Here is a 12,607-nt window from a genome sequence, read left to right as displayed (position 1 = left end):
TATAAAATCATTCATCCGTATTTTAAAAACTTATATAGGGGGGACAAATGATGAAACCCAATAAGTTAAAGCCTGGTGATGAGTTGCGAATCATCTCACCTGCCAGAAGTCTGTCGTTAATCGCTGCTGAACAAAGGAAAATTGCCAAAGAACAGCTACAAAAATTAGGTTTTCGGATATCATTTTCCGTAAATTCTTTTGAGAAGGATGATTTTGTTTCCTCATCGATCGATTCTAGAATAGAGGATTTGCACGAAGCTTTTTTAGATCCGAATGTTAAAGGGATTCTTACGACCATTGGAGGCTTTAATAGCAATCAACTGCTACGTTATATCGACTATTCCATCATTGCAGAGCATCCTAAACGATTATGCGGGTATTCGGATATTACTGCTTTAAGTAATGCAATCTATGCTAAAACAGGATTAGTTACATATTCAGGACCACATTTTTCTAGCTTCGCAATGCTTCACGACAATGAATATACCACCGAATATTTCCGTAAGCTGATGATGGACACCAAAGAAATAGTGGTGAGGCCTTCGAAGCATTGGAGTGATGATGAGTGGTATCTGGATCAGGAGAACCGTGTATTTATCAGAAATGAAGGTCCGTTCATTATCAATGATGGAGAAGCGAAAGGGACAATTATCGGTGGGAACCTCTGTACATTAAATCTTTTGCAGGGAACGGAGTATATGCCAAGTTTAAAAAATTCGATATTATTTCTTGAGGATGATTATGAGTCATCGCCTGCAACCTTTGATAGGGATTTACAATCGCTGATTCATCAACCAGATTTTCAGCATGTTAAAGGATTGGTTATTGGCAGATTCCAACAAGGATCACGTATAACTAAAGAACTGTTGATTAAAATCATAACTTCGAAAGAAGAGCTATCAGACATTCCTGTCATTGCAAACGTGGACTTTGGACATACCTCCCCTATGATTACTTTTCCTGTAGGTGGACAAGCCTCACTTCGTGCTTATGGGGTTAGAGTAGAGTTAAGGATATCGGAGTAGTGAATTCCTCAGATTATTAAATAAATTTAAAAAATATCTTACCTTCTACAAAAATCGGATTTTTCAGATATAATAAATGAGGTGAAATATTACGGAGGTGCAGTAATTTGAATAATGAGTTAGAACAAACCTATTTGAATTTTTTACAATATATTTTAGATAATGGTGTAAAAAAAGAAGATCGTACCGGAACGGGTACTATTAGTGTATTTGGTTATCAAATGCGATTTGATTTATCAAAAGGCTTCCCATTATTTACAACAAAACGGACACCGTTCCGTTTAATCGCAAGTGAATTATTATGGTTTATTAAAGGCGACACAAACATTCGTTATTTATTGAAAAATAATAATCATATTTGGGATGAATGGGCTTTCAAAAGATGGGTTGAATCAGACGAATATACAGGTCCAGATATGACTGATTTCGGGAATCGTTGTTTAATTGATGAAGACTTCAATCAAGTTTATCAAGCAGAGATGAAAGCATTTTGTGATCGTGTCTTAGAAGATGATGCGTTCGCAGCGAAGCATGGTGACCTAGGGAATGTTTATGGTAAGCAATGGCGAAATTGGACATCTTCTACGGGTGAATCCATTGACCAATTACAAGATGTAATTCATCAGATCAAAACAAATCCTGATTCTCGTCGTTTAATTGTAAGCGCATGGAACCCGGAAGATGTTATAAATGCTGGGGCAAAAGGGAGTAAAGCAGCGTTACCACCTTGCCACGTTATGTTCCAGTTCTATGTTGCAAATGGTAAATTAAGCTGTCACTTGCTGCAGCGCAGCGCTGACTCTTTTCTTGGAGCTAACTTCAATATCCCGTCTTACTCCTTACTTACACATTTAATAGCACATGAGTGTGGTCTAGAAGTAGGCGAGTTTGTATATAGCATTAGTGATGCACATATCTATTCAAACCATGTTGATCAAGTAAAAGAGCAATTATCAAGAGATTTAAGACCATTGCCTACATTGGTTATTAATTCAAATCAGAAATCACTTTTTGATATCGAGCTGGAAGACCTTATCATTGAAGGATACAATCCGCATCCTTCGATAAAAGCGCCGATCGCAGTATAAATTAATGGTTATCAAGATTTTTGATCTATATAGGTAGGAAGGAGCGTGTTTCATGAGTATTAGCTTAATATGGGCAATGGGCACCAATCATGTTATTGGAAAAGATAATGATATGCCTTGGCATTTACCGCTTGATTTTGCTTATTTCAAAGCAGAAACACTGGGGAAGAGAATGCTTATGGGCCGCAAAACGTGGGATTCGCTCGGAGGGAAGCCTCTAAAGGGCAGAACAAGCTTAATTATGACTAGAGATACTGACTATGCTCCTGAAGGTGCAAAGGTTGTACACACACTTGAGGAAGCTCTCAGCGAGGGTAGAAAAGACGATGAGCTGATGGTGATCGGCGGTGCGGAAATTTATAAGCTGATGTTGCCGTATGCTGACAAGTTGATGTTAACGCAAATTGAACAGGATTTTGAAGGAAATACCCGGTTTCCTGATATTGACTGGAGTGTATGGAAAGAGGTTTCCAATAAGAAGGGAATTCGTGATGAAAAGAATCCGTATGATTACCGTTTTCTTGTTTATGAACGTACGGAATAGCAATAAAACGTTTTCTCTGACATAACATGTGAAATAGTACAAAAAATCAGTAGATTAATCCATTACTGTGCAAAAGTAATGAGTGCTACTATAATTAAAATTAGAAATGATAATCTACAGGTATAGAATGTGCAGGTACTTCATTGCGCTGCTCACGACCATACGAAGCCGCAATATGTTACAATGTACTATACTTCAACACGAAGAGAACGGATGGGGGAAACGTAAACATGTCTACACCTACAGGTTTTATGGAGTATAAACGGCAGCTCCCAGGTGATCGGGATCCTGAGCAGCGGGTAAAAGACTGGGAGGAGTTCCACCATCATTTATCCGAGGACGAGCTTCAGACACAAGGAGCGCGCTGCATGGATTGCGGAACGCCGTATTGTCATACAGGAATTGATATGGCTGGAGGAACCTCGGGTTGTCCAGTTCATAATCTAATTCCAGAGTGGAATAATTTGGTGTACCGCGGACTCTGGAAAGAAGCCCTGGAACGTCTGCATAAGACGAATAATTTCCCTGAGTTTACTGGAAGCATTTGTCCTGCTCCTTGCGAAGGCTCTTGCACAGTGGGTCTAATTGGACAGCCGGTGACCATTAAGACCATTGAGCTAGCTATTATTGATAAGGGCTTTGAAGAAGGCTGGGTTGTACCTAATCCTCCAGAGAAACGTACAGGCAAAAAGATTGCAATCGTAGGCTCTGGACCTGCTGGACTCGCAGCAGCAGCTCAACTTAATAAGGCTGGACATACAGTAACTGTATTTGAACGCAGTGACCGCATCGGCGGACTGCTGACATATGGCATTCCTACTATGAAACTCGATAAGAGAGTTGTTCAACGTCGTGTAGATTTATTAGCTGCAGAAGGTATTAATTTTGTAGTGAATACAGAGATTGGCAAGGATATTCCTGCTCAACAGCTAGTGGATGAATATGATGCGGTTGTTCTGTGTGGTGGCGCTACAAAGGCGCGTCGTTTTAACGTTGAAGGCAGTGAGCTTAAGGGTGTTATGTACGCCATGGACTATTTAAATGGTACGATTAAGAGCTATTTGAATTCCAATCTTGAAGATGGCAACTATGTATCTGCTGAAGGTAAAGACGTGATCGTCTTGGGTGGCGGTGATACTGGATCTGACTGTGTTGCTACAGCACTTCGTCATGGCTGCAGCAGTATCACTCAATTTGGTACACATGAAAAAGCACCTCTTCAGCGTGATCCGATTGCTAACCCTTGGCCACAATTCCCGAATGTATATAGCCTAGACTACGCGCAAGAAGAAGCTAAAGCCATATTTGGGGATGACCCGCGTGAGTTCTCTATCATGACTACTAAATTTGTTGGTGATGATGAAGGTAACTTGAAAGAGCTGCATACTGTACAGATCCGCCGGATCGTGGATGAGACAGGTCGTAAGATCTATCAACCTGTTCCAGGTACCGAAGCTGTATATCCTGCTCAATTAGCTTTGATAGCCATCGGTTTTGATGGGCCAGAACAAGATATTATTCAAGAGCTTGATCTTGAGACAGATCGTCGTTCCAATGTGAAAGCTCGTTATGGTAAATTCAATACGAACGTGGATAAAGTATTTGCTGCTGGCGATATGAGACGTGGTCAAAGCTTGGTTGTATGGGCCATCAACGAAGGACGCGAAGCTGCGCGTGAAGTGGATAAATACCTGATGGGTTCAACCGTTCTTGTTTAAAACGTTAAGATAATAATTGTCTAATAAGCCGTTTCAAAAGCAGTTTACCTGCTGGAGAAACGGTTTTTTAAATCAAGCGATGCTTGACGTAGATATCAGTATCATATAAATTAAATACATTATTCACATGATAAAAGCATTGACCAAGGATCTACGATTCAAGAAGCGTTAGAATAGAGAGGGAACCCACCGGGTGAAAGGTTCCTCAAACACGTGTGAGTGGTATCCTGCCTTGGTAGCTGTAGCGATAGTATCTACTAACCCGCTACCGGAATCGACCGTTATCCGATTTGAGGATTGCCAAATCAGAATGGATTGTATGTTGAGCTGGCAGTTGAATAAGGGTGGTATCACGACACATTCGTCCCTGACGAATGTGTCTTTTTGCATTTAGAGAGATAATTTCTGGGGAGGGTATTTAAGATGCGACAAAGCAATTTATTATTAACAACACTGCGTGAGGTGCCTTCGGAAGCGGAGACAAACAGTCATCAGCTACTGCTGCGTGCGGGGTATATCCGTCAATTAGCTGCTGGAGTGTATACCTATTTACCACTTGGACGGCGGGTTCTGCGAAAGATAGAAGCGATTGTGAGAGAAGAGATGGATCATTCCGGAACGCAGGAGATTTTAATGCCATCCATGCAGCCTGCGGAACTTTGGAAGGAATCAGAACGCTATGATGTTTATGGTAAGGAGTTGATGACTTTTAAGGATCGTCATGAGCGGGAATTCATTCTCGGTCCAACGCATGAAGAAGTAGTAACCACACTTGTGCGGAATGAGATCAACTCCTATCGTAAGCTTCCTGTTACCGTGTATCAAATTCAGACTAAGTTTCGAGATGAACGGCGACCACGTTCCGGATTGCTAAGAGGAAGAGAGTTCTTGATGAAGGATGCGTACTCTTTTGACATAAGCTCTGAAGGACTTGATAAATCATACCACCAAATGTTCGATGCTTATCACCGGATATTTAAGCGATGTGGATTGAAGTTCAGAGCTGTTCATGCAGATTCTGGTGCAATTGGCGGAGAAGGGGGCAGCCATGAATTTATGGCACTGGCTGATATCGGGGAAGATACGATTGCGGTATGTTCCTCTTGCGATTACGCAGCCAATCTGGAGCAGGCAGAAGCTGTGCGTCCTGTTAAGAAGGAAATGAATTTCGAAGTACCAGCGAAAGAGAAATTCCATACTCCAAATTTACGCACAATTGATCAATTAGAGCAGGAGTTGGAGATCCAGCCAGAGCAGATTATGAAAACATTGATCTACGAAGGTAGCGGACAATTCTTTGCTGTAGTGGTTCGAGGAGATCATGAAGTTAATGAGATAAAAGTGAGTAAATATATCGGAGCAATGGAGATCAGGCTTGCTGACTATGAAGCTGTGAAATCCTTAACGGGTGTAGAGAGTGGGTTTGTGGGGCCTGTGGGACTTCAATTAACTGTACTAGTTGATGCCGCAGTTGCTGAGATGACGGATGGTACGACGGGAGCAGGAGAAAAAGATTATCACTTCCGTAATGTTGTACCTGGTAGAGATTTTGGGCTTGAGCATGTGGGGGATTTTCGCAATGTAGCGGAAGGAGAAGCTTGTCCACATTGCGAGGAAGGCGTTCTTCATTTTCATCAAGGCATTGAAATCGGACATGTCTTTAAATTAGGTACCAAATACAGTGAGAAGCTTGGAGCTTCCTTTTTAGATCGTTCAGGCAAAAGTCAGCCTATGATCATGGGTTGTTACGGAATTGGAATCTCGCGTCTATTGTCCGCAATTGTAGAACAAAATCATGATGATCAAGGAATAATGTGGCCAGTTGCATTAGCACCTTATCAGGTTCATATTTTGATCATGTCCATAAAGGACTCGGAGCAACTGGAAGTTGCAGAAGAGCTTTATAATCAACTTACTAAGCTCGGTTTTGAGACGCTTCTAGATGATAGGAATGAACGTGCTGGCGTTAAATTTAAGGATTCAAGTTTGATTGGTATACCCGTAACGCTAGTAGTCGGTAAGGAGGCTGCACAAGGTAGGGTGGAGTATCTAGAAAGAGCCTCCGCTGCGGGTAAAGAAGTCTTAGAAAAGTTAGAAGCAGTTTCTCGTATCCAAGAATTCTTTTCGCAGCTGAATTAAACTTCTATAACTCAAACTGAAAGCCATTGTTCAGGGCGGGAAAGTGCTGGAGGTAACTTTGTGAGATCATCACCTATTGCCGCATTAATCTGACCCTGAGTTAGAAAAATGCTCTCTGATAGATCAGCGCCCCTAAGGTCAGTGTCACGGAAATCTGCACCAATAAGATCTGCACCTCTAAGATTAGCGCCTTTAAGGTCAGCGGCAATCAAATAGGCTCCCCTCAGGTTGGCGCCCCTGAGATCTGCATTTTTAAGATTTGCGCCGACAAGGTCAGCACCACGGCTGAAAGTTCTCGATGCTTTTTTTAGTTTACGACGAGCCTCAGTACGCACAAGTTCACTGACTTGCAGCAGTAACAGATTAATCTTTGCTCGATGAGCGTCAACATTCACCTTCTGTAGAGAATCAGGGTTAAGTAAAGTGAGTTGTTCCGTCTCATCGAGTGCTGTTTGCAGCTCAACATGTATTGAATGGGTTATATCTAAGTTCAATGATTCATTTAAGTACCATAGCAATTCGTGCAAATGCCACATGGCCGTAAATACCTCGAACATTTGCTTTGCAGTTTTTGGATTCTTCCGCCAGTCCTCACCGGTATAAGTAACCTGAGAAAGCTTTTGCCCAGCCCCAAAACAGTCATATACAGTACAACCACGAAATCCAAGCGTTCTTAAATCTGTATGTACACCACAGCGAAAGTCTGATTGTAGGTTATGGCACGGCTGGCCAGCTGCTTTATCCATAGCAAAATCCACTGAAGCTGAAAAAGGTAATGCGGAACAGCACAAACCGAAGCAGCTCTCACATTCTGCTTTTAAATAGTGACCGTTTTTGTCCTTATAAGGTTCTGTAAATTTGTGATTTTCAGACACGTTTTGATTCCTCCGATATATAAAACTCGTTTACCAAACTATTCTAATTCATAGAAAAGACAAAGGGAAGTCTGAATTTTACCTAGGCCTACTAACCAATCCATTAAAAAAAACCGAGGTTAATGGTATAATAGAATACTGGACGCATTTTGGACTTAAGAACGAAAAGGTAAGGAGCGATTGTTTTTGAAGACACTCATTATTGCGGAGAAACCGGATATGGGGCGGAATATCGCCGCCGCAATAGAACCGAAGGCCAAAAATTACCGTTCCTATCTTGAAGGGGAGCAGTACATTATTACTTGGGCAATAGGGCATCTAATCGGTTTGGCCGAGCCGGATGCTTATGATGTTAAATACAAAAAGTGGAATATTAATGATCTGCCCATTATTCCAGACCAGTTCAAACTGGTTCCTAATGCGCGGACAATCGACCAGCTCAAGGTAATTGGAGATCTTGCGAAACGTAGCGATCTTCTAGTGAATTCATGCGATGCCGGGCGAGAAGGGCAGCATATCTTTTCACTCATTCAACGACATTTGAAGCTGGAGCATCCTGTGAAGCGGTTGTGGATCTCGGATCTGACGCCAGAGACCATTCGCAAAGGATTCCAGGAGCTGAAGGATGGATCGGAGTACGAGAATCTAACGAAAGCAGCAAAAGCTCGCAGTGAAGCGGATTGGCTCATCGGCATGAACGGATCACGTGCTTTTACTACAAAGCATAATGTGCTGCTGTCCGTGGGTAGGGTTCAAACTCCCGTACTCGCGCTGATTTACGACCGTCAGAAGACGATTGAGGCGTTCTCTTCCCTAAAGTTTTTTGAGGTGGAGGGACATTTTACTCAGAATGAAATGACCTATAAAGGCATGTGGCAGGGGGATCGGCTGACTGATGGGGATAAGGCGGAGGCGCTAGCTGCCAAGGTCAAAGGAAAACCGGGCCGGATTGAGTCTTACGAGGTTAAGGAAACAAAAGAGTATCCGAATAAGCTGTACGATTTGACGCTGCTGCAGCGTGAGGCGAATGGAAAGTACGCTTTTTCCGCAAAAAAGACGCTTGATATTGCTCAAGCGTTATATGAAAAGCATAAGGTGATCTCTTATCCGCGGACGAACTCCAACTATGTTACAGAACAGAATATTCCTGAGATGCATAAGACGTTATCCGCGCTGCAAGGGACGGCGTATGATGAGTGGGTGAAGGGTGCGAATCGCAATCTCGTTCATAAAGGGAATAAATTCATCTGCAACCCCTCGAAGGTTGAGGATCACCACGCGATTTTGCCTACATATCGTAAAGCATCAGGACTTAGTGCAGATGAAGGAAAGCTGTATGATTTGATTGTGCGGCGTTTTTTGTCTCAGTTCTATCCGGCAGCGGAGTATAAAGTGCATACGGTGATGACCGAGGTAGAAGAGGAAAAGTTCAAAACCACAGTCAAGGAATTATTAAGCCTCGGCTGGAAGGTCATTTACGCGGACCAGAAGAAGGATAAAGCGAAGACTTCCAAGGGTAAGAACAAGGATGACGAAGAGGACGAAGAGATCGAAGTGAACGAACCATTTTCTATTGCTCCGGCAGAAGAAGTGGTTTGTAGTGAGGCTATTGTTAAAGAGAAAGATACTCAGCCACCCAAGCATTACACAGAAGGTACGCTGCTTCGAGCGATGGAAAGTGCCGGAAAGCAGATTGAGGATGAAGAGCTTCGCGATGCTATGAAGGATTCAGGGCTTGGAACTCCGGCTACCCGTGCAGCAACGATAGAACGGCTGAAGAATGTCGGATACATCGAAATGCAGGGCAAAAAAATTGCCATCACACAAAAAGGACGAACAGCCATTGAGCTGATTCGTGGAGCGGGTATTGAGCTGTTGACTTCACCGGAAATGACCGGACAATGGGAACGTCGTTTGAACGAAATATCGAGAGGAACGGCGTCGGACGGGCAGTTTATGGAGAATGTAAAAAGATTCGCCTGCATGATCGTAGACAAAGTACGAGTACAATCTCGGGCGTCCAAAACCTCATTTGAAGGGGAGACGCCTTCTGTCAATACAAGTGCTAAAGGGCGAAGTGCTGGAAGTACATCTCGTAAAACCACCGACAAACCTGCGGCGCCGCGAAAGCGCAAGGCAAGTAGTGAAGAGGAATCTGCCAATTCAGGGCCTAAGGTCATTGGAAACTGTCCGCGTCCCGGCTGCGGTGGAATGATTTTTATGGGTAAAAAAGGCTACGGCTGCTCTCATTACAAGGAAGGCTGTAAATTCGTGATTTGGAAAGAGAATCATGGTCGTACACTCACGGATGCACAAGTGAAGGCGTTGATAGAGAAAGGTCGGACGGGCAAGCTAAAGCTTACCAGCGAAGACGGTACACCTCTGGAAGGCAAGCTAGTGCTTCAAAATATGGATACGGGCGAATTAGCAATTGAATCATAGTCGATCAAAAAGAATGGGTGTACGGTAAAAAGGTGTCTCTAGCCATGATGGATACATGGCAGAGACACCTTTTTAATCATGCCTTATAATTATTCAGCGGATTTAGCCAGCTGTGCTTCAATCGCTGCAGTTAACCCTTCATAGGAGGAGTCAGGAAGCAGGGTTCCGTTTACCATAAATTTAGGTGTACCATTAACCGCGTACGATCCCGCGATCTTGAAGTCTTCTTTGACGTCGAACATATAGGTATGATTCTTGAGATCTGTTTCGAATTGAGCGTAATCAATACCTTCTATGTTATCTTTGACGAAATTTAGAATGAACTTCTGTGTGGCCCATATTTTGCTCTCATCGCCTTGATTGGCGTACAGCTTATGGAGATATTCCCAGAACTTCTCGTTGCTTTGCCTATAAATGGCTTCACCTGCACTTGCAGCAAGATAGGAATCTCGATCCAGAAAGGCAAAGTTCATGAAGAAAAGCTCAACTTTTCCGGTATCCACGTAGTCCTTAACAAACGTATCCAGATATTTCTCCGTCCAGTTTTTGCAGGCAGGACATTTGAAATCTGCAAATTCGATGACTTTGATTTTGGCATCAGGACTACCAAGATGAGGTTGCTTTTCATATTTCAGCCCATCAACAACAATGCTCCCCTTCACATCAGTGTAGTTCGGTAAACCCTCTGTACTGTCCGTCTTGTCATTTAGAATGAAGACAATAACAGCGACAAGGATTATAACAACTATACCTAAGAGCATGGGAAGCATTTGTTTGTTAGTTCGAGAATGGTTGGACTTCACTTTCTTGTTCATATCTCATCTCCTACCTCATTTAGGAATTATACAAAAATAGTATAATCATCCCAGAGGTAGAGTAGATATGTCATTTGTAACAATGTCTGAGGTTACTTTGCACCTAGAGTTTCTGCAGGGTAGCAGTACGAATAACAGGAGGCACCTCATGGATGGAGGAAATGGTCTTCACTGCTTGTTGCATTTCTTGCTCCAGTTCAATAAGGTTATAGCTCCATTCATTCTGTTGCTTCAGATAGATACTGTTAATGCCTGCGGTTACTGCCGGAAGTACATCTGTACGTAAAGAGTTACCAATCATCCAGGTGCGTTTGCGGTCAAAGCCTTGCGTAGTCAAAATATTTTCAAGTGCCTCAACATTTTTATGTTGACGAATATAGATCCGGTCATCAAAGTAAGCATCTAGCTTCATTTGCTCAATTTTACGTTGTTGGATCGTATCGTCTCCACCTGTGTACAGGAATAAATGGTGACCATCCTGCTTCAGAGTATCCAGCGTTTCAACCATGCCAGGGTAAGCTTCGATTTCTTGATCATAGACGCTTAGTCCAAGCTTGTGTAACTGTTGTTCTTGAAAACGGTCCGTCGGACGATTATATTTTGCGCAGAAATAGCGGTAGGTAGCGATTAGGGATTTAGGGAAATTATCGCTGGCAAGACCACTTGTGTTGACCGTGTGCACGTCAATTTCTATTTGTTTGTCGCGTAGGTCACTGGTGCTCGGGCCAAATTCGTTAAACCAATCAGTCATTAGCTCAAAATATTGCCCTAAAATCAGATCGAAATATTTGTTGCAGTGGACCAGTGTATCATCTAGATCGAAAATCACCTGTTGTGTCATGTATTTCATATCTCTCACTCCTTGGATCTGTATCTGTATAGTGTTCTATAGATAAATATAAGACTCTAGGAACATTTGAAGCTCTGATGCGCCGTCAGGGCGAATACTGAAACGTTCATCTTGTTCACCTCTAAGATGGATGCGGAGTAGGCCGGCTACTCGTAGAATCATAAGGTGATGCATCAGCATTTCTCTGGATTGATTAAGATCTGATTGCATCTCCCACAACGACTTGGGTTCATGTGCGACATAGCGAAGCAATCGAAGTCTGGTGGGGTCGGATAGTGCCTTGGTCATGCGCAAAAGCACCATAGGTGGTTCATTTTCGTCTTCTAAAGGTACATCTACAGGGTATTGTACGATCACCATGGTTTTGTAGAAGCAGTAGGTGTTAATCGGACGATTATGAACAGTTGGTAGTAATACAATCGTTTTTAGATCCGTGATCTCCTCGAAAACTACACCGCCAGACGCGTATTCAATTAGAGAAATGGGATCCATTTTACTTTCAAGCATTTTTTTCTCAGAAGCATCTTCAATTAATAGCGGTAATATTTTGTGCTCCACATGGCGGAAGTATTGCTCGTACCAGAGACGCAAGAGTGGACTATAGCTGCTCCGAATCCGAAAAGCATCTTCAATCGTAAACTCCTGAATGAGCGGAGCGATTTGCTGATAACATTCTTCTATGGAGGCTGAATCCAGATCATCTAAGAAATGCTGCACTGAAGTTGCGGGTCCTCGAATGTAAACCCAGGCATATAGCACATCATAATCCGTAAAAGGCCACTCGGCGGCTTGCATTAAAGCTGTTACCTTATGAGGAGAAATGCGATCTTCCACATCACTTATCCAGTGGGGACCAATGTCCAAATTGGAGATCCATTTTCTAGTTACATATAACATAAAACTGTCCAGCAGTTCATAAACCGGCGATACGTCGATCTTTAATTCGTACTCCATGTCTCATGCACCCCCAGGAAATCCGTAACATCTTCATATTATCTCTTGTTTTGAAGAGGGTTGTCCACTATAATGTTCGGTGTTTGCCAATTGGCGTTAGAACAAATTAGCGTTATTAATCATAGGGGGATATCATCTGTGTCAGACCGGCCAAAAT

At 42.7% G+C, this 12,607-nt stretch carries 10 protein-coding genes; 6 read left to right on the top strand and 4 right to left on the bottom strand.

Annotation, left to right across the window (positions count from 1 at the left end; translation table 11 throughout):
• The first annotated feature begins 50 nt into the window (after positions 1-50).
• The 5 genes from NST34_RS17780 to NST34_RS17760 all read left to right on the top strand — a co-directional run bounded on the left by NST34_RS17780 (position 51) and on the right by NST34_RS17760 (position 6,514).
• A complete protein-coding gene (locus NST34_RS17780; RefSeq protein ID WP_076298742.1) occupies positions 51-1,025 on the top strand; it encodes a S66 family peptidase in 975 nt (324 codons plus the stop codon).
• Between the two features lie 107 nt (positions 1,026-1,132).
• The gene (locus NST34_RS17775; RefSeq protein WP_341128449.1) at positions 1,133-2,113 is read left to right on the top strand and encodes a thymidylate synthase; all 981 of its coding nucleotides are present in this window, start codon (positions 1,133-1,135) and stop codon (positions 2,111-2,113) included.
• Between the two features lie 52 nt (positions 2,114-2,165).
• Positions 2,166-2,657 (top strand): dihydrofolate reductase, encoded by a 492-nt coding sequence (locus NST34_RS17770; RefSeq protein ID WP_042188800.1) that lies wholly within the window; start codon positions 2,166-2,168, stop codon positions 2,655-2,657.
• Positions 2,658-2,887: 230 nt separating this feature from the next.
• Positions 2,888-4,375 (top strand): glutamate synthase subunit beta, encoded by a 1,488-nt coding sequence (locus NST34_RS17765; RefSeq protein WP_042188798.1) that lies wholly within the window; start codon positions 2,888-2,890, stop codon positions 4,373-4,375.
• A 423-nt stretch (positions 4,376-4,798) separates the two neighbouring features.
• Positions 4,799-6,514, top strand: coding sequence for a proline--tRNA ligase (locus NST34_RS17760; protein ID WP_341128448.1), 1,716 nt, complete (start codon positions 4,799-4,801; stop codon positions 6,512-6,514).
• Positions 6,515-6,525: 11 nt separating this feature from the next.
• On the opposite strand, the gene NST34_RS17755 is transcribed toward NST34_RS17760, so the two are convergent.
• The gene (locus NST34_RS17755; protein ID WP_076298740.1) at positions 6,526-7,389 is read right to left on the bottom strand and encodes a pentapeptide repeat-containing protein; all 864 of its coding nucleotides are present in this window, start codon (positions 7,387-7,389) and stop codon (positions 6,526-6,528) included.
• A gap of 186 nt (positions 7,390-7,575) precedes the next feature.
• Between NST34_RS17755 and NST34_RS17750 the strand changes: the two genes are divergently transcribed.
• Positions 7,576-9,831, top strand: a complete 2,256-nt coding sequence (locus NST34_RS17750; RefSeq protein WP_076298739.1) for a type IA DNA topoisomerase — start codon at positions 7,576-7,578, stop codon at positions 9,829-9,831.
• A gap of 89 nt (positions 9,832-9,920) precedes the next feature.
• On the opposite strand, the gene NST34_RS17745 is transcribed toward NST34_RS17750, so the two are convergent.
• The 3 genes from NST34_RS17745 to NST34_RS17735 form a co-directional block, all read right to left on the bottom strand.
• Positions 9,921-10,646 (bottom strand): thioredoxin domain-containing protein, encoded by a 726-nt coding sequence (locus NST34_RS17745; RefSeq protein ID WP_341128447.1) that lies wholly within the window; start codon positions 10,644-10,646, stop codon positions 9,921-9,923.
• Positions 10,647-10,749: 103 nt separating this feature from the next.
• Positions 10,750-11,496 (bottom strand): HAD family hydrolase, encoded by a 747-nt coding sequence (locus NST34_RS17740; RefSeq protein WP_076283560.1) that lies wholly within the window; start codon positions 11,494-11,496, stop codon positions 10,750-10,752.
• A 36-nt stretch (positions 11,497-11,532) separates the two neighbouring features.
• Positions 11,533-12,450: an ArsR/SmtB family transcription factor gene (locus tag NST34_RS17735; RefSeq protein WP_076283561.1), complete on the bottom strand. Its 918-nt coding sequence runs from the start codon at positions 12,448-12,450 to the stop codon at positions 11,533-11,535.
• Positions 12,451-12,607 lie beyond the last annotated feature (157 nt).

This window comes from Paenibacillus sp. FSL H7-0714 (assembly GCF_038003765.1).
In the GTDB taxonomy this organism is placed as follows: Bacteria; Bacillota; Bacilli; order Paenibacillales; family Paenibacillaceae; genus Paenibacillus_AQ.
Note: the sequence above shows the minus strand (reverse complement) of the source record. Positions and strands in the feature narration are given on the sequence as shown.